Below are 17,868 nucleotides of genomic sequence, written 5' to 3'. Positions count from 1 at the left end.
CTTTCGTGGTGACGTCAGGAGGCCCGGATCCGCCCGAGGGTCAGCCAGCCGGGAACGGTCGTGTCCTGGCCGGCGTTGGCGAAGCGCAGCGGCATGCCGTTCCGCAGCGGGTTTGCGGCCCGCAGGACCAGCGTGTACTCGCCCTTCCGCAACCCGTCGGCCGGTCCGTCGAAGGGCAGGGCGGCGGTGAGCTCGGCCGGCTCGCCGGGCATGACGCGGGTCAGCTTCCAGGACGTCGTCCAGGTCCGGGCGATCCGCCCGTCCCGGCCGAGCGCGGCCACCTGGACGGGCCAGTCGTAGGAGAACGGGGCGACGCCGTCGTTGCGGATCCGGACGGCGACGTCGAGGCCGCCGCGCCGCTGCTCGGTCCGCACCGCGGTGACCCTGAGCTCGTAACCCAGTGACTTCGCGCCCTTCAGCGCCTGGTCGTAGGCGGCGCCGGTGTACCCGGGGCTGAAGGCGTAGTGGTTGAGCAGCCAGGTGGCGTGGGTCTGGGCGACGCTCGTGGCGAAGTCCTTGTCCCCGTCGCCGGGACAGTCCATCGGCGTGTTGAACAGGCAGCCCTGGAGCTCGGGCCGCAGCTCGCCGGCGACCGTGTTGGTCCGCCACTTGTCGGTGGTGCCGGCCTGCCGCATCAGGTCCATGAAGTGCCAGCCGGGGCCCGGCAGGGTGGAGTAGGCGAAGGAGTCGTCGTGGTAGCCCAGGTCGTGTTCCTTGTTGTCGGCACCGGGGTAGCGGACCATGAGCCTGGTCCGGTCGAACGCCTTGTCGTAGGCGTCCAGCACCCTGAGCTGCTCGGCCGGGGACGCGAACCAGTTCTCCGTGCCGGGGTCCCCGTTGTGCGGCCAGGTGTGCCACTCGCCCCAGAAGCCCAGCAGGCCGAGCTGGACGAACCCGATCCGCGGGTCACCGTCGTAGCGGCGGCCGAGCGCGGCGATGAACCGATCGAGCGCGGCGGTCAGATTCGGGTCGTCGTAGTCGGGCGACACGCTCTGCCCGTTGTTGCCGAAGTCGTCGTACGGCCGGGTCAGCAGGTTCTGGTCGAGCAGGAACTGCGGGATGCCGCTGGGCTTGCCCGGATAGTCCAGGTAGAAGCGGAAGGCCGCCTGGTGGCCACGGGCGGCGATGGCGTCCAGCTGCTCCTCCAGCGCCCGCCAGTCGAACCGGTGCGCACCGGTCATCACCGCGTTCAGCGGTAGGTAGAACCACTCCATCGAGTGGGGGAACGTCGTATAGGCGCCGGCGTAGGGGATGAAGCCCTCCAGCGGGTTGGCGTCCGGGGCCTCCGCCGCCGCCAGGTTCCGCCAGCCCGGCTGGGCGGCCGAGGCCGAGCTCGGGGTGGGCAGCGCCGTGACGGCCGCGGCCAGGAGGGCGACGAGCGCCATCCGGGCAGGCCGGCCGGTCGGAGAGTGGACCATCGAAGCCTCCACGTGACGATTGCCAAGGCATTATGAGCTGGCCTTGACAAATTTTCGATGAGCCGCATCATTATTCGAGAGAGCCAACAAGGCAAGAGGGAACTTCTCGGGCCCTCGGCCCCATCCCCCAGGAAGAGGCACCTCGATGATCAATAGGAAGCGGGTCGGAGCGGCGCTGCTGTGCGCGCTGCTGGCGGGCACCACGCTCACCGCGTGCGGCGGTTCCGAGACGGGCGAGCCGGCGGGCGGTGACGAGGGCGGCAAGGTCACGCTCGACTACTGGCTGTGGGACGACAACCAGATGGCCTCCTACCAGGCCTGCGCCGACGCCTTCCAGAAGGCGAACCCGAACATCACCATCAAGATCACCCAGACGGCCTGGGCGCAGTACTGGCAGAACCTGACCACGCAGCTGGCGGCCGGCGAGGCCCCGGACGTGTGGACCAACCAGGTGTCGTACTACCCGCAGTTCGTCTCCAGCCAGCAGATCCTCGACATCCAGCCCTACGTCGACGCTGACAAGGTCGACCTGACCCAGTACCAGGACGGGCTCGCCGACCTGTGGACCAAGGACGGCAAGCGGTACGGGCTGCCCAAGGACTGGGACACCGAGGCGGTCGTCTACAACGCGGAGATGCTCGACAAGGCCGGCGTCAAGCCCGCGGAGCTGGCCGACCTGACCTGGAACCCCACCGACGGCGGCACCTTCGGGGAGATCATCGCCAAGCTCACCGTCGACGAGAAGGGCCGCAACGGCCTGGACCCGGCCTTCGACAAGGACAACGTCGCGGTCTACGGGTACCAGCCGGAGTGGAACGACGGCTCCCAGGGCCAGAACGGCTGGGGCGAGCTGGCCGCCGCCAACGGCTTCACCTACCTCGACAAGAACCCGTGGGGCACCCAGTACAAGTACGACGACCCCAAGCTGATCGAGACCATCAGCTGGTATAAGGCGCTGACCGACAAGGGGTACGCGCCCCGCTTCGACAAGCAGTCGACGCTCGGCATCGACGCCGTGATGAACTCCGGGAAGGCCGCGCTCACCATCGCCGGCTCCTGGACCATCAACACGTACCTGGGTGACGGCGCCAAGCAGAAGTTCGCGCTCGCGCCGCTGCCCGTCGGGCCGGTCGGGACCCGCAAGAGCGCCATCAACGGCCTCTCGGACGCCATCTGGGCGGGCACCGAGAACAAGGACGCCGCGTGGAAGTGGGTGAAGTACCTCGGCTCGACCGACTGCCAGGACGTGGTGGCCGGCAACGCCGTCGTGTTCCCCGCGATCAAGACCTCGGCGGAGAAGGCGCTGGCCGCCCACAAGGCCAAGGGCCGGGACGTGCAGGTGTACGTGGACTACACCAAGACCCCCGGCGGCACGTTCCTCCTGCCGATCACCGAGCACGGCACCGAGATCAGTCAGATCGTGCAGGACGCCCTGCAGGCGGTCATCCTCGGCCAGATCGAGCCCGCCGAGGCGCTGAAGAAGGCCAACCAGCAGGTCAACAGCCTGTTCGCCTGATCGTTCCGTCCTCTGCCCCGTTCGGCGGGATCCGCGCCGCACTTCCGCCGGACGGGCACTGCTGCTCGAAGGAGAACCATGCCCCTGCTCGTCGACCTGGCCGGTCGTGAATTCGCGGTCGAGCTCACGGGTTCCGAGCCCCCCACGCCCGTCGCCGGCGGTCTCGTCCTGCCGCCCGGCCGGGTCGCGATCCTGCACGGCCTCGCCGACGCCCTGTTCTATCGGCACGGCCAGAACTCCTGGAGCCCGTGCGGGTGGCGCCGCCTCAGCGAGCCCCCCTTGCGGATCGCCGACCCCCAGCGGCGCCTGACCGCGGACGACACGGTCTGGGACGACCCGGCCCGCCACCACTCCTCGGCCGTGGCCGCGCTGCAGGGCGCAGACGGGCAGGTGCTGCTGCTGGGCTCACTCGGGCTGGGCACCCCGCGCCTGGCCGCCGACCACGACACCCTGGCCGGCTGGTGCGAGGACGACGGGGCCCCCTGGTTCCTCGCCTACGGTCCCGAGCAGGAGGTCTTCGCCCACTACACCGACCAGCTCGCGGCCCGGCTGGGCAGCAGCGACCGGCAGGCCGGCAACGTGTGGTGCACCTGGTACGCGTACTACGAAGGCATCAGCGAGGAGGCGCTGAACAAGGACATCGCCGCGCTGGCGGGCCTCCCGTTCGACGTCGTCCAGATCGACGACGGCTGGGAGCTGGCCGTCGGTGACTGGGAGCCCAACCACAAGTTCCCCTCCGGCATGCGCGCCCTGACCGAGCGGATCAGCGCCGCCGGAATGAAGGCTGGCCTGTGGCTGGCGCCGTTCATCGTGCTGCCCACGTCGGCGACGGCCCACGAGCACCCCGAGTTCCTGCTGCGGGACGCCGACGGGCAGCCGGTCGTCGCCGGGCACAACTGGGGCACCTCCTACTGGGCCCTGGACCTCACCCACCCCGGCGTCCAGGAGCATCTCAGCCGGATGATCCACCGGGTCGTGCACGAGTGGGGTTTCACCTACCTCAAGCTCGACTTCGTCAACGCCGGCGCGGTCCCCGGCGTCCGGCACTCCGGGGCGCCCCGCGAGCAGGCCTACCGGGACGCGCTCGCCCTGATCCGGCGCGTCGCGGGCCCGGAGGTCTACCTGCTCGGCAGCGGCGCCCTGCTGCTGCCCTCGCTCGGGCTGGCCGACGGGCTGCGCAGCGGCCCCGACGTCGCCCCGCTGTGGACCAACTACGCCAGCGACGACCCCTCGGACGCCATGGCCTACAACGCCGTCGTGAACACGCTGCACCGGCTGTGGCAGTCGCGCCTGCTCCAGGTCGACCCGGACATCGTGTACTTCCGCAGCCGGCTCAACCTGCTCACCGAGACGCAGAAGGGCTGGCTGCAGGACCTGGCCACGATCTGCGGCTTCAAGGCCGTCTCCGACCCGCCGTCGTGGCTCAACGCCGACGAGCTCGAACACCTGTCGACCTACCTGGCCGAGCAGCCGGAAATCGTCCCGACCGGCCGGTACAGTTTCGCCATCGACGGCCGTGCCGTCGATTTCGCCACTGCGCTGGACCCGGGACAGCAGTATCCGATCACGTGACAGGGCCGTTAGAATTACGCTATAACGAAGCATAATTGGGGGGTTGGGGTGCCCGAGGCGGCCGGAGCCGACGTCAGCAGACTCCGCGAGATCAACTCGCTCAGCATCGTCCGGGCGATGCGGGGTCAGCCACCCGCCACCGTCACCGAGCTCGCCACCCGCACCGGCCTGTCCCGGCCCGGCACCGACGTCGTGGTCCGCGGGCTGGTCACCGACGGATGGGTGCAGGTCGTCGAGCCCGACGGCAGCAGCGTCGGCCGCCCCGCCCGCCGCTACCGCTTCAACGCCGGTGCCGGGCACGTGCTCGGCGTCGACGTCGGCGGCCACAAGATCCTTGTCCTGCTCGCCGACCTCGAAGGGCAGGTGCTGCACAGCCACCGGCTCCCGGTCGAGCCCGACGCCGACCCCGCCGCGCGGCTCCGGGCCGTCGACGCCGCCATCACCCAGTGCCTGTCCGACGCCGGGATGCGGCCCGACCAGATCTGGGCGGTGACGGTCGGCGTGACCGGCCCGGTCGACGCCACCGGTCGCACCACGCTGTTCACCCCGCTGCCGGGCTGGGCGAGCGTCTCACCCGCCGAGCACCTCTCGGCCCGCTTCAGCTGCCCGATCCTGGTCGAGAACGACTGCAAGCTCGCCGCCGTCGCCGAGCGCTGGAAGGGCGCCGCGCAGGACGCCGACGACATCGTCTACCTGCTGGCGGGCATGCGGACCGGCGCGGGCCTCATCCTCGACGGCACCCTGCGGCGCGGGTACGGGGGAGCGGCCGGCGAGATCGGCGCCCTCAAGGCGGTCCGCTGGCTCGCCGCCCCCTCCCACATCGAGAACTGCCCGGGGGTGCCCGAGGACATCCACCCCAATGACAAGGCCGCCTGGGTCTTCGAACGCGCCCGCGAGGGCGACCAGCACGCCCGCACCGCGCTCCGCCGCTACGTCAAGGACCTGGCGGTGGGCGCCGCGGCCCTCGTGCTGACCCTCGATCCGCAGGTCGTCATTCTCGGCGGCGGCTACTCCCGCTCCGCGGACCTCCTCATCGAGCCCTTCGAGCGCGAGCTGGGCCGCCTCTGCCTGCGCGTCCCCGAGATCCGGGCGTCAAATCTCGGCGCGGACAGCGTCGCCCTCGGCGCGCTGCGCGTCGCCCTGGACCAGGTCGACGCGCGACTGTTCACGGACGGGATGCCCGCCCCGATCACCCTCCAGGCCTGACTCGCACGTCCCGATCGCCGGAAACCTGGCCTGGACCTCCTGCTCGGATCATGCCCGCCCGGCGCCGGGCCCGACCGGCTCGGCAGCGGCCGCGTCGGGCCGGAACAGCGCCCCGAGCGCCAGGCGGCCGGCCCGGCGACGACCGGCGCGCCGGTCCACAGCTCGGGCACGGCAGGCAGGCCGCCGCCGGTGGCCGAGGCGATGCCGATGTACAGCGACCAGGTGGCGAAGGCCGACAGCCCGGCGAAGGTCCAGTAGGCGGCGCGCCGCTCACCGACGGCCGCAGCAGTCGGATCAGCAGGTCGCTCACGAACCGGATGAGGTCTCCGCGGGGTGGTGGGGGCCCGGCCCGCTGGGGGGCACCGCTGCCGACGCCTGCTGGGGGGCCGATCACGCTGTCTCGGCGCTGAGGGCCTGCGCCACCGGCCGGCGCGCCGCCAGGCGTGCGGGCAGGGCGGTGAGCACCGCCGTGGCCAGGAGGATCGCGAGCGCGGCGCCGCACATCCAGGAGAAGGGCGGTGCGGTCGCGTTCCTCGCGCTGAACAGCCAGAACACGGCGATGCCCATGGGGATGCCGACGATGGCGCCGGGCAGGGCGGGCAGCAGCTGGGCGGCGGACAGCCCCGCGGAGATCTGCCCCGGGGTGGCGCCGAGCGTACGCGCGATGGCCATGTTCGCCCGGGCCTCCATGGCAGTGGTCCAGGTGAACGTGATGGTGTTCACGACGGCGAGTGCGATCAGCAGGATGGTGACGGCCAGCATCAGCCGGCGGTCGAGCTCGCCCCGCAGGTTGGGCAGGGCGGAGGAGCCGTGCAGGCCGTAGCCCCGCTCCGCCTGGGCGTAGAGGGCCAGCAGGGCGATGATCGCGATCACCGTCGTGGCGGTGGAGCACGCCTGCAGCACGGCGCGGCCCGGCCGGCGGGCGGTCAGCCGCAGCCCGAGCAGAAGCGGCGTGGGCAGCAGCGCGGACAGCGCGGTGAGCCAGGGCCGGTGACGGGGCTGGTACGCGGTGGCGGTCAGCGCCGTGACGGTCGCGGTACGTACGGCCCGCAGCGTGGGACGCAGCGTGGACAGCACCGCCACCGCCACGGCGAGCACGGTCGCCGCGGCGACGGTGGCGCCGGTCAGCCCGGCGGCGTCGCCGATCCGGCTGGCGGTGGGGCTGGCGATGGCGGGCGCGGTCAGGCGGGCGATCAGCAGCCCGAGCGCGTCGCCGGCCAGCGCCAGCGCCAGGTACTCGGTGAGCAGGACGGTGGCGATCAGGCCCGGGGTGGCGCCGACGGCCTTGAGCAGCCCGGCCCGGCGCGTCTGCTCGACGGCGCGGCCCGCGGCCAGCGCCGCCACTCCGGTGATGGCCAGGAAGCTGAGCAGCCAGCTACCGATGACCAGGATCGGCTGGCTGTTCCTGAGGATGACCATGTCCTGTTCGGCCTTGAACTGCCAGGAGTGGAAGTTGATCCTGATGGTGGCGCCGCGGTGGGCTTCGCGGAAGGCCTCGGTGGCGGCGGGGTCGCGCAGCTTGAGGTCCAGGGCCGAGGTCACCGGGAGATCCTGGGACGACGCCAGCGTCCGGGCGTCTGATGTGGTCATCCAGGCCAGTCCGGTGTAGTCGCTGGGGCCGCCGCCCGGGCCGATCTGCGCCGCCCAGGGGTAGATGGAGGTGGCCGCGGTCACGGCGATCCCGACGACGGGGTACGACCGGCCGGCGATGGTGACGCGGTCACCGACGCCGATGCCCAGCGCGGTGGCGAAGCCCCGTTCGACCACCGCGCCGCCGGGCCGTACCCAATGACCCGAGGTCACCAGCGGCCGGTTGACCGTGCCGGGCGTCTCGGCGAAGCCGTGCACCACCACCGGGGACGACGTGGAGCCGCGCGTGGTGAGGTTGGCGTAGACGATGCGATAGGGGCCGTGGTGGGCGACCACTTCAGGTGCGTTCGCCAGCGAGGTCAGGGCCGAGGTCACGTCGGGGCCCGTGTCGCCGGAGACCGCCACCACGTCCGGCCCTGCGGTGGCCGCGCGGGTCTGCTCGTACAGCGCGTCGCTCACGCCGCGCAGGGACAGACCCAGTGCCATCGTGGCGGTGGCCACGGTCACGGCGAGCAGGAGCATCACGGCCTGGACCCGGTGCCGCCGCACGTCAGCCAGCACCAGACGTATGACGAGCACGATGGAGCCCATGACGTTCAGCCCTCCAGCCCGATCAGCCCGCCGAGTCCGCGCGGGTGGGCGCCGGCCAGCCGGGTGTCGTCGACGAACATCCCGTCGCGCATCGAGATCAGCCGATCCGCCGTGGCCGCCACCCGCTCGTCATGCGTGACGATCACGAAGGTCTGCCCCGCGGAACGCAGCTCCTCGAAGATCCTCAGCACGTCGAGGGTGGCCGCGGTGTCGAGGTTGCCGGTCGGCTCGTCGGCCAGGACGACCAGCGGCTCGTTGACCAGCGCGCGGGCGATGGCGACCCGCTGACGTTGACCCCCGGACAGCTGCGACGGCAGATGCCGGGCCCGGTCGGCGAGCCCGACCCGTTCCAGCAGCAGGCCCGCGCGCCGCCTGGCCTGGCGGCGCGAGCGCCCGGCCAGCAGCGCGGCCAGCTCCACGTTCTCCGCCGCCGACAACTCCTCCACCAGATGGAAGGCCTGGAAGACGAACCCCACCGACCGGCGCCGCAACCGCGCCAGGGCCCGCTCGCTCAGGGTGTCGACGCGCCGCCCGGCCACCCACACCTCCCCGCCGGTGGCCCGCTCCAGGCCGCCCAGCAGGTGCAGCAGAGTGGACTTCCCGCAGCCGCTGGGCCCCATCACCGCCAGCATCTGTCCCTGAGGCACCTCCAGGTCGACCTCGTCCACCGCGCGGACCCGGCTCTGCCCCTGACCGTGCGTCTTCACCAGGCCGCAGGCCCGGACCGCGGCACTCGACACGTTCATCCACCCTCAACTTCGTCATCGACCTTGGACCAGGCCCGCTCGCAGGCATCCAGCCAGCGCAGGTCCGCTCGCAACCGCAGCGCGACCCCTTCCAGCAGCAGGCCGGCGCCCGACCCCGCCGGCTCGGCCAGTGCCGCCTGCTGCGCCTCACGCAAGCGGCGCAGCAGCTCACGGCGCTGCGCCGCCACCAGCTCCACCGGGTCGGCCAGCCGGGCCGCCGCGGCGGCGGCGAGCTTGAGATGGAACTCCGCCAGGTCCGGTTTCGGCCAGCCCACCTCGGCCAGCCAGGCCGCCACCCGCTGCTGCCCGGCCGGCGTCAGCGCATAGACCTTGCGCTCCGGCCGCTCGGGCAGGCCGTCCGCCCGCTCGCAGACCACGAGCCCCGCTCGCTCCAACCGGGCCAACGTCACATAGATCTGACCGCGGTTCATCGACTCGCCCAGCGGGCCTAGGCTGCGCCGCAGCCGAGCGTGCAACTGGTACCCGTGCGACGGCTCCTTGGCGAGCATCGCCAGCACTGCGTCCTGCACTCCTGCCCCCTAACGGTTGGCCAATAGATAGCGGTTATCCGTGGGAGGTGTCAAAACGGTACATCTGGCGATGTCCTGACCGGCCCGCCGTCAGCCGGGCTCCTGGTCCTGCCCGGACGCTCGCCTGACCGTGACCTGTCCTCGCGATGGCTCAGACATCGGCACTGTTCCGGGTGTGCCGGGTGACGGCGTGTTCCAGGCCGTCGAGGATGGCGCGCAGGCCGAACTCCTGCGTCGTGGTGGCCGAGGGGGCGGCCTGGGTGGTGGCCAGCAGCGGGAAACGGTCGGCGTTGAGGAGGAGCAGGTCGCGCATGATCGAGGTGGCACTGCCGCCCGTCCAGGTCTGAGTGCCGGGAGTGGCGGCCGCGTGGGTGGCGCGGATGTGGTTGGACACCAGCATGACCGCCTCCAGCCGTTCGCGTTCGGTCAAGGGGGTGTCGGCCAGGGCACTGAGGGCGCTTTCCGGCCAGCCGGTCTCGCGTGGGCCCATGACGCGGTCGCCCACGGTGACCGACGGCAGCCAGGGGTGGCGCCGCCAGGCGGCGGACAACTGGCGCGCGTACTCTTCCAGCCTGGCCCGCCAGCCGGTCACCCCGCCCAAGTCGGGGGGTGTGCCGACCGCCGCCTCGATCATGACGGCTATCAGCTCTGACTTGCCGTTGACGTAGCGGTACAGGGCCATCTTGGTGAGACCGAGCTCGGCGGCCACCCGCTGCATGGAGACGGCCTCCAGCCCTTCGGTGTCGGCGACCTTCACGGCGATGTCGGCCACCTGGGCGACGTCGAAGGCGGGCCTGGGGCCTCTGCTACGCGGTTTCCGCTGGCCCCACAGCAGTTCGGCCACTGCCCTCGGATCCTCGTTGGCCGACATCGCGCCCTCCCACTTGTCATCTCCCCGAAACTGTATCTATGATACACAGTGTCCTAGAGACACAGTTACTCCCCGGAGCGTGGGAGCAGAACCTGGGGCGGCGATGACAGAATGCCGCGACCGACCTTCGTTTCCGGACCGCCGACGACAACCGACCCCGATCACCGAAGGGGCATCAGTCATGTCACTCGCCCGCGTCCACAACTTCTCCATCTCACTCGACGGCTTCGGCACCGGTGAGGGTCAGAGCCACGACGCACATTTCGGTCACGCCGGGCAAAGGCTGCACGAGTGGATGTTCGCCACCCGGTGGTGGCGGCACAAGAGGGACGGCCAGTCCGGTGGCACCGGCGGAGTCGACGACGCCTTCGTCCACCAGCACAGTGCGGGAATCGGCGCCGAGATCATGGGTGCCGGGAAGTTCGGCCATCCCGGGTGGCACGAGGACCCGGAGTGGAAGGGCGCGTGGGGTCCCAACCCGCCGTTCCACACGCCGGTCTTCGTCCTCACCCATCACGTGCGCCCGTCCATCGAGATGGAGGGCGGCACGACCTTCCACTTCATCGACGCCTCGCCTGCCGAGGCGCTCGAGGCGGCCCGCAAGGCTGCGGACGGCCTGGACGTACGCATCGGCGGGGGTCCCACCGTGATCCGCGACTTCCTTGCCGCCGGGCTCATCGACCACCTGCACACGGTGGTGGTCCCGATCCTGCTCGGCCGAGGCGTACGCCTCTGGGACGGACTGGAGGGCCTGGAGAAGGACTACGAGGTCGAGTCCATCTCCTCCGCCAGCGGAGTCACGCATGTGACGTTCACCCGTGCGGGTGTCTGAACCGCCTCGGCCGAGAACCCGGGCGACCGGCAGGGCTCCAGGGCCTCGCCACCACCCTGCCGGACCAGGCCATCGCCCGGAGCGCCGCGCTGAAGACCCTGCGCGGCCCTTGTAGACGCCGGGGGTCGCGGTGAGGCCGGCCGCTCCGGTCAGGCTTCCGGCCGGCTGCCCGGAGACGGGATGGCCGCGGCGGCCCGCGGCGGCGTTCAGCCGGATCGCGCGGCAGACGGTGACGCGATGGACTCGCGGCTGCGCAGGGGCATGGGGACCCGGTGCACCTCGCCCGGTCGATCAGGGTCCGTGGCGTCGTTGTCGATCTCGGTGAACAGCACGTCGACGGCCTTGCGGCCGAGCTCGTAGTGCGGCAGTGCCACGGTCGTCAGCCGGGGCCGGATCCACGAGGCGATGGGGTGGTCGTCGAAGGAGACGACGGACACGTCGTCCGGAACCTTGAGCCCGGCATCGTCGAGCGCCTGGTAGGCGCCCATCGCGATGCGGTCGTTGAAGCAGATCAGCGCCCGTGGACGCGCGGTCTCCAGGAGTTCCCGCGTCGCGGTGAAGCCGTGTTCCGGCTGCCAGTCGGGGCAGGTACGACCGCCCGCCACCTTGACGCCCGCCTCGCCGAGCGCCTCCCGGATGCCGACGAGCCGTTCCACCGCCGCGACGCTTTCCGGGGGAACGTCGCGGATGCCGGGGCCGGCGCCGATCAGGTGGATGCCGTCGCGGTGGCCGGCGTCGAGCAGGACACGGGCCGCGCGGCGGCCGGCCTCGACCTCGTCAGGGAGGATGGCCGGCAGGGGAGTGGGCTGTTCGGGCAGCGCGTTGAGCAGCACGGCGGGGGCGGCCGTGATCGACTTGGGCACCTTGATGGTCCGGGTGAACATCGAGGCCAGAATCAGCCCGTCCACCTGGCGGTCGTGCATGGCCTGCAGCAGCAGGCGCTCGAGCTCGGCGTCCCCCTCCGTCTCGCCGATGAACAGCATGAAGCCACGCTCGCGGGCGGCCTCGAGCGCACCCTTGATCATGTCGCCGGCCAGCCGTGAGGTGGCGACTGTGTCGGAGATGAAGCCGATCGTCCGGGATGTGCCCGTACGCAGGCCCACGGAGACGATGTTGGGCCGGTACTGCAACTCGTCGGCGGCCCGCACGACACGCTGCTCGACGTCTTGAGAGATCCGCAACTCGCGCCCGCGGCCCGACAGCACCAGTGAGGCGGTCGTGCGGGAGACGCCCGCGGCTTTGGCCACATCGGCCAGCGTGACCCGTCGTGGGCTCACCCAGAACCTCCGATCGTCAAGAGTGCGTTACGGGGGGTTGACATCGTACGACGCGCGTGGTGAGACTATCGGGCGCTAACCCGATTTAGCAACGGAGTCGGGACATCAGCCCGGTGCCGATTGTCCCAGGCAGCAGAGGAGATGCACATGGCTCGTCGAGTCCGCCCCGGCAGGTCCGGGGCCGCGCTTGTGATCGCCATGGGGACGCTGGCCGCCGCCTGCGCGGCACCCGGCGGCAACAGTCCGCAGCCCGCGGCCACCAGCGCGTCGCCGCAGTCCGCCGCGCCCGCCTGCGGCACGGCGCAGATCACGATGAACGGCTACTTCGAGACCGGCTTCCCGCTGCCCAAGGCGCTGACGACCGAGTTCACCAAGCAGCACCCGAACGTCACCTGGAACATCCGCGAGGACCAGTTCGCGGTCATCACGCAGAACGCCCCGCGCGTCCTGGCGGACAACCCGCCCGACCTGATGCGCCTGCCCCAGGTCTCCGAGCTGGTCAAGGACAACCTGCTGAAGAATCTCGACGGCTACGCCCAGGCCTTCGGCTGGGACAAGTGGCCGGCCTCCCAGCTCGAACAGCTCCGCCTGGGCCCCGGCGGACGGCCGCGCGGCCAGGGCTCCCTGTACGCCCTGGGCCTCAACTTCAGCATGACCGGCGTCTTCTACAACAAGAAGCTCGCCACCCAGATCGGGATGTCCACGCCGCCCGCCACGCTGGCGGAGCTCGACGCCGCGCTGTCCAAGGCCAAGAGCGCGGGCATCACGCCGATCGTGCAGTTCAACGGCGGAGCCACCGGTGGGCTGGCGTTCCCGCTGCAGAACCTCATGGCCTCCTACGGCCCGGCCGGACCGATCAACGACTGGATCTTCCAGAAGCCCGGCGCCACCATCGACACCCCGTCGAACCTGCAGGCCGCCCAGCACCTGGAGAAGTGGATCAAGGCGGGTTACTTCCAGAAGGACGTGAACGCGGTCGACTACGCGACGATGATGAGCCGCTTCATCGACGGCCAGGGCCTGTTCATGTTCAACGGCGACTGGGAGTCGGGCAACCTCGACAAGCAGATGCCGGGCAACGTCGGCTTCACGCTGATGCCGCCCGCCCAGCAGGGCGGCAAGCTGGCCGCCATGTCGGCGCCCCTCACCTTCGGGATCGCCGCGAACGCCAAGAACGCCGACTGCGCCGCCTTCTTCCTCAACTGGGTGGCCACCGACCAGCGGGCCCGCGAGATCGGCGTCGAGGTCGGCGGATCGCGCCCGATGGGACCGGCCGACGCGTACATGCCGGCCGTCGCCTCCGACAAGGTCACCGCGAGCACGCTGGCCGCCGGGGCGGACATCGCCGAGGACAACGGTGCGATGGACTTCATCGCCAACGCCACCGGCGCCATCTACGCCAAGAGCTGGACCCCGAACCTGCAGAAGCTGGTGGCCGGAGAGCAGACCCCGCAGGGGCTGCTGAAGGCGGTCCAGGCCGACTACGCCGGTCAGCTCGAAGGGAACTGAACGAGTTGACGCCCCGGTCCGCCGCCGCCCGGTCCGCGCACCGTCGGCCGGCCACCACCAAGCTGCGCGGCACCCGCGGCTTGGTCGGCTGGCTGTTCATCATCCCGGCGCTCGCCTTCTACGCGGTCTTCGTGCTGCGCCCGATCGCCTTGACGTTCCAGTACTCGCTGTACGAGTGGGACGGCATCGGGCCGTCCACGTGGGTGGGGGCGGCCAACTACGGCAGGGTCTTCACCGACCCCGACCTGTTCGACTCGCTGGTCAACGCCTTCCAGCTGATCGTCTTCTTCAGCGCGATCCCGGTCGTGCTCGGCCTGGCGATCGCCGCCACGATCAGGCGCATCGCCCAGAGCCGGCTCGCCCTCGTGGCCCGTACCGTGCTCTTCCTGCCGCAGGTGATCCCGCTGGTGGCGGCCGGCATCGCGTGGAGCTGGCTGCTGGCCTCCACCGGAGTGATCAACCAGCTCCTCTCGCTCATCGGCCTCGGCGGGGTCACCCGGGCCTGGCTGGGCGACTTCGCCACCGCCCTGCCGGCGGTCGGCATGATCGGCGCGTGGGTGCTGCTCGGCCTGTGCACGCTGCTGCTCCTGGCCGGCATGAGCAAGATCGACCCGGCGCTGTACGAGGCCGCCCGGCTGGACGGTGCCGGGCCGTGGCGGGAGTTCGTCTCCATCACGGTGCCCAGCCTGCGCCAGGAGATCGCGGTCTGCGTCACCGTGACCGTGATCGCGGCCCTGGCGAGCTTCGACATCATCTACATCTCCACCCAGGGCGGTCCCGGCAACACGACCATGGTGCCCGGCCTGCAGATCTTCTACCTGGCCTTCTCCGAACGCGAGGTGGGGACGGCCTCGGCCCTGGCCATGGTCCTCATGCTCCTCGTGATCGCCTGCGCCCTTCCCATCCAGTGGTTCGCAAAGGACGGCAACCGATGATCCTCGCGTGGCGGGAGGCCTGGACCGGCAGGCTGCTGCTCGTCGTCATGATGGCGGTCACGCTCCTGCCGTTCCTCAGCCTGTTCGTCACCGCCCTGCACCCCTCCGGCACCTACCCGGCCGGACTCGCCTGGCCCCGCGACCCGCAGTGGGGCAACTTTCTGCGGGCCTTCGAGGCCGCGAACATGGGCGAGCTGCTGAAGTCGAGCGTCCTCATCGTGCTGGGCGTGGTGCCGATCTCGATCCTGCTGGGCACGATGGCCGGCTTCGCCGTCGGCCACCTGCGCGTGATCGGCGGGCGCGTGGTCTTCCTGCTGTTCGTGCTCGGCCTGACGCTGCCCTTCGAGGGCATCATCACGCCGCTGTACTACCAGATGCGGGACATGGGACTGCTGAACACGCGCTGGGCGATCATCCTGCCGCTCATCGGCCTGTTCATGCCGTTCTCGGTCTTCTGGATGCGCGCGCACTTCGTCAACATGCCCGCGGAGCTGTCCGAAAGCGCGCGGATGGACGGCGCCAACGTGTGGCAGCTGTTCCGGCGCATCCACGTCCCCCTGGCCATGCCGGCGATCTCGTCCCTGGGCATCCTGCTGTTCCTGTGGACCTGGAACCAGTTCCTGCTGGCCATCGTCCTCGTCGACGATCCGGCCAAGCGCACGATGTCCGGCGCGCTGGGCGCCTTCCAGGGCCAGTGGGGAACCGACATCCCGCTGCTGTGCGCCGGATCGCTGCTCATCCTGACACCCACCCTGGCGATCTTCCTCATCTTCCAGCGGCACTTCGTCAAGGCCCTGCTCCAGGGCTCCCTGAAGGGCTGACGGCACCGCGCCCGGCCCCACCAGGGCCGGTGGAACCCGCACATCCCACCCCACGAGTGAAAGCAGAGGTCGTTCATGGTCCTACGAGGAAGGTCCGGCGGCGCACGGAAACCGGCGAGCGGATCCAGCCCGTTCGCCGGACATGCCCACGTCCCCGGGCGGGGCGGCGCGTGAACGGCGGCCGACCGGCGCTCTGGACCAGCCGGCACCTCGATCTGCTCGCCGGGACCACCGCGACCACCGCGCCCGTCTTCGACCCCACGGCCGTGCCCCGGCTCCTGCCGGGTCACGATCTCTGGGATCTGTGGCCGATCCAGGAGGAGGACGGCTCGACAGCCCTGTTCGGCGGCCACGAGGTGTGGATGGTGCTGTCCGCCCCGGCTCTCGGCCACCCCGAAGAGCGCCACGACCACGCCCGGATCCGCCTGTTCGCCAGGCACGGCGACGGATGGGAGGACCTCGGGAACGCCTTCGCCGACGGCGCCTCGCCCGGCAGCCGGGAGTGGTCGGGATCAGCGGTCCGGCGGCCGGACGGGACGGTGTCGGTGTTCTACACGGCCGCCGGCCGGCGGGGCGAAGCGCGTCCCACGTTCCGGCAGAGCGTCATCGAGACGCGCCTCCGCCGGCTCGCCGGCGGCGACAGGTTCCTGCCGCACGAAGCCGCCGGACATCGGGAGATCCTCCGCTCCGACGGCCGGATGTACCTGCCGACCGAGGAGGCCGACGGGTCGCCGGGGAGCATCAGGGCATTTCGCGATCCCGGCTGGTTCCGCGACCCGGCCGACGGGCGCGACCACCTGCTCATCGCGGCCTCCATCGCCTGGGGCGACGGCTTCACCGGCGCCATCGCCCTGGCCGAACCACGGGCCGGCGGCTGGTCGCTGCTCCCGCCTCTCCTCGTGGCCGAGGGCGTCAGCCGGGAGCTGGAACGGCCGCACGTCATCGTCCACCAGTCGCGGTACTACCTGTTCTTCACCACCCAGCGCCACTCCTTCCAGCCGGCCGATCGCGCACCCACCGGGCTCTACGGCTTCGCCGCGCCCAGCCTGACGGGACCGTACGAGCCGCTCAACGGCTCCGGGCTGGTGATCCGGAACCCGTCTTCCGAACCCGATCAGGCCTACGCGTGGCTGGTGCTGCCCAGCCGCCACGTGGTCAGCTTCGCCAACTACCGAGCGCGGCGGGGAGGAAATCCCCTGGATGCGGAGCCGGCGCAGGCACGAGCCGCCTTCGGCGGGACCATCGCGCCCATGCTCGAACTCGATCTGGACGGGATGACCACGTCCGTCGCCCCCGCCTCGGAAGATCCAGCGGAGCGCCGCGGCGTGCCCTTGACGGACGGCCGGGCGTGAGCCACCCCGGCTCGCCCCGCTGATCCTCGGAGGCCGCGCTCCGGCTCAGGCGGGCGGGAGCGCGGGCGGCGCGGTGCTCTCGCGTACGACGAGCTCGGTGGCCAACTCGACGCGGCTTTGCGGCAGCTGCTCGCCATGGGCCAGCTTCAGCAGCATCGAGGTGGCCGCCGCGGCCATCTCGGCGAGGGGCTGGCGGATCGTGGTCAGCGGCGGGATGGCCCACCGCACCGAGGGCATGTCGTCGAAGCCGATCACGCTGAGATCGTCCGGTATGCGCAGGCCGAGCTGGTGGGCCGCGTGGTAGACGCCGATGGCCTGACCGTCGTTCGTGGCGAAGATCGCGGTAGGCCGGTCGCGCAGGCGCAGCAGGCGGTGGGCCTCGGCCAGACCGCCCTCGATGAGGAAGTCCCCCCGGCCGACCAGCTCCGGATCCGCGGGCACGCCGGCCATGTCGAGGGCGGTCCGGTAGCCGTCGAGGCGGGCCCGGCTGGACAACGCGGAGTCCGGCCCGGTGATGATGGCGATGCGGCGGTGCCCGAGCTCCAGGAGGTGGCGGGTCGCCATGAGCCCGCCGTTCCAGTTCCCGGCGCCGACCGACGGGACGTTCCCGGCAGGAGCGTCGGCCGGATCCAGCAGGACCAGCGGGATCTCGCGGCGGGCGAGCTGTTCGTGCTGGCGTTCGGTCAGGCCGGAGAACACCGCGATCACGCCGCTCGGCCGGCGCCGCAGCACGCTCTCCAGCCAGGCGTCCGCGGCGGTGTGGTCATGGCACAGGTCCGCTATCGCCACCGTGAGCTCGTGCTCGCGCGCGACCGCGGCCACACCCTTGGTGATCTCGACGGGATAGTCGCCCTCCAGCGCGTGGAAGACCAGCTCCACCAGGGCCGTCGGCGTGGAGCGGCGGCGCTGTCGCCGGTAGCCGTGCCGGCGGATGAGCTCCTCCACGGCTGCGCGGGTTTCGGACGAGACCTCGGAACGGCCGTTCACGACTTTGGAGACCGTCGCGGTGGAGACTCCGGCCAGCTCGGCGAGCTGGGCGATGGTGAGGGGGGACGACTCCGTGGTCATGGCGGCAGTCTAGTCACGGAGCGCTGACAGGCGG

General features: G+C 71.1%; 15 protein-coding genes. 8 read left to right on the top strand and 7 right to left on the bottom strand.

Annotated features, from left to right (window positions below):
* Window positions 1-14: 14 nt before the first annotated feature.
* Window positions 15-1,418: a DUF4832 domain-containing protein gene (locus tag ACBJ59_RS33640; protein WP_375114220.1), complete on the bottom strand. Its 1,404-nt coding sequence runs from the start codon at window positions 1,416-1,418 to the stop codon at window positions 15-17.
* A gap of 145 nt (window positions 1,419-1,563) precedes the next feature.
* On the opposite strand from ACBJ59_RS33640, the gene ACBJ59_RS33635 reads away from it, so the two are divergent.
* The 3 genes from ACBJ59_RS33635 to ACBJ59_RS33625 all read left to right on the top strand — a co-directional run bounded on the left by ACBJ59_RS33635 (window position 1,564) and on the right by ACBJ59_RS33625 (window position 5,712).
* The gene (locus tag ACBJ59_RS33635) at window positions 1,564-2,934 is read left to right on the top strand and encodes an ABC transporter substrate-binding protein (protein ID WP_375114219.1); all 1,371 of its coding nucleotides are present in this window, start codon (window positions 1,564-1,566) and stop codon (window positions 2,932-2,934) included.
* A gap of 78 nt (window positions 2,935-3,012) precedes the next feature.
* Entirely contained in the window at window positions 3,013-4,506 is a 1,494-nt protein-coding gene (locus tag ACBJ59_RS33630) for a glycoside hydrolase family 36 protein (protein ID WP_375114218.1), read from the top strand.
* Window positions 4,507-4,554: 48 nt separating this feature from the next.
* Window positions 4,555-5,712 (top strand): ROK family protein, encoded by a 1,158-nt coding sequence (locus ACBJ59_RS33625; protein WP_375114217.1) that lies wholly within the window; start codon window positions 4,555-4,557, stop codon window positions 5,710-5,712.
* Window positions 5,713-6,102: 390 nt separating this feature from the next.
* Here the strand turns inward: ACBJ59_RS33625 and ACBJ59_RS33620 are convergent, their stop codons facing one another.
* The 4 genes from ACBJ59_RS33620 to ACBJ59_RS33605 all read right to left on the bottom strand — a co-directional run bounded on the left by ACBJ59_RS33620 (window position 6,103) and on the right by ACBJ59_RS33605 (window position 10,040).
* Window positions 6,103-7,893: an FtsX-like permease family protein gene (locus ACBJ59_RS33620; protein WP_375114216.1), complete on the bottom strand. Its 1,791-nt coding sequence runs from the start codon at window positions 7,891-7,893 to the stop codon at window positions 6,103-6,105.
* Window positions 7,894-7,898: 5 nt separating this feature from the next.
* A complete protein-coding gene (locus ACBJ59_RS33615; RefSeq protein WP_375114215.1) occupies window positions 7,899-8,639 on the bottom strand; it encodes an ABC transporter ATP-binding protein in 741 nt (246 codons plus the stop codon).
* Window positions 8,636-9,169 carry a PadR family transcriptional regulator gene (locus ACBJ59_RS33610; protein ID WP_375114214.1) on the bottom strand — a complete coding sequence of 178 codons (534 nt, stop codon included), beginning with the start codon at window positions 9,167-9,169 and terminating at the stop codon, window positions 8,636-8,638. Before ACBJ59_RS33610 ends, ACBJ59_RS33615 begins: the two co-directional genes overlap by 4 nt.
* Window positions 9,170-9,320: 151 nt before the next feature.
* Window positions 9,321-10,040, bottom strand: coding sequence for a TetR/AcrR family transcriptional regulator (locus ACBJ59_RS33605; RefSeq protein ID WP_375114213.1), 720 nt, complete (start codon window positions 10,038-10,040; stop codon window positions 9,321-9,323).
* 181 nt (window positions 10,041-10,221) lie between these two features.
* On the opposite strand from ACBJ59_RS33605, the gene ACBJ59_RS33600 reads away from it, so the two are divergent.
* A complete protein-coding gene (locus tag ACBJ59_RS33600) occupies window positions 10,222-10,872 on the top strand; it encodes a dihydrofolate reductase family protein (RefSeq protein ID WP_375114212.1) in 651 nt (216 codons plus the stop codon).
* A 206-nt stretch (window positions 10,873-11,078) separates the two neighbouring features.
* On the opposite strand, the gene ACBJ59_RS33595 is transcribed toward ACBJ59_RS33600, so the two are convergent.
* Window positions 11,079-12,149 carry a LacI family DNA-binding transcriptional regulator gene (locus tag ACBJ59_RS33595; protein ID WP_375114211.1) on the bottom strand — a complete coding sequence of 357 codons (1,071 nt, stop codon included), beginning with the start codon at window positions 12,147-12,149 and terminating at the stop codon, window positions 11,079-11,081.
* Window positions 12,150-12,296: 147 nt separating this feature from the next.
* Here ACBJ59_RS33595 and ACBJ59_RS33590 point away from each other — a divergent pair, with 147 nt between their 5' ends.
* The 4 genes from ACBJ59_RS33590 (at window position 12,297) to ACBJ59_RS33575 (ending at window position 16,766) form a co-directional block, all read left to right on the top strand.
* The gene (locus ACBJ59_RS33590; protein ID WP_375114210.1) at window positions 12,297-13,658 is read left to right on the top strand and encodes an ABC transporter substrate-binding protein; all 1,362 of its coding nucleotides are present in this window, start codon (window positions 12,297-12,299) and stop codon (window positions 13,656-13,658) included.
* Between the two features lie 5 nt (window positions 13,659-13,663).
* Window positions 13,664-14,593, top strand: a complete 930-nt coding sequence (locus ACBJ59_RS33585) for a carbohydrate ABC transporter permease (protein ID WP_375114209.1) — start codon at window positions 13,664-13,666, stop codon at window positions 14,591-14,593.
* Entirely contained in the window at window positions 14,590-15,414 is an 825-nt protein-coding gene (locus tag ACBJ59_RS33580) for a carbohydrate ABC transporter permease (protein ID WP_375114208.1), read from the top strand. The genes ACBJ59_RS33585 and ACBJ59_RS33580 overlap by 4 nt, the downstream gene beginning before the upstream one ends.
* Window positions 15,415-15,584: 170 nt before the next feature.
* The gene (locus ACBJ59_RS33575) at window positions 15,585-16,766 is read left to right on the top strand and encodes a glycoside hydrolase family 68 protein (protein WP_375114207.1); all 1,182 of its coding nucleotides are present in this window, start codon (window positions 15,585-15,587) and stop codon (window positions 16,764-16,766) included.
* Between the two features lie 45 nt (window positions 16,767-16,811).
* Here ACBJ59_RS33575 and ACBJ59_RS33570 read toward each other — a convergent pair whose 3' ends face one another.
* Window positions 16,812-17,834: a LacI family DNA-binding transcriptional regulator gene (locus ACBJ59_RS33570; protein WP_375114206.1), complete on the bottom strand. Its 1,023-nt coding sequence runs from the start codon at window positions 17,832-17,834 to the stop codon at window positions 16,812-16,814.
* Window positions 17,835-17,868 lie beyond the last annotated feature (34 nt).

The sequence above is a fragment of the Nonomuraea sp. MTCD27 genome, from assembly GCF_041950495.1.
Taxonomy (GTDB): domain Bacteria; phylum Actinomycetota; class Actinomycetes; order Streptosporangiales; family Streptosporangiaceae; genus Nonomuraea.
Note: the sequence above shows the minus strand (reverse complement) of the source record. Positions and strands in the feature narration are given on the sequence as shown.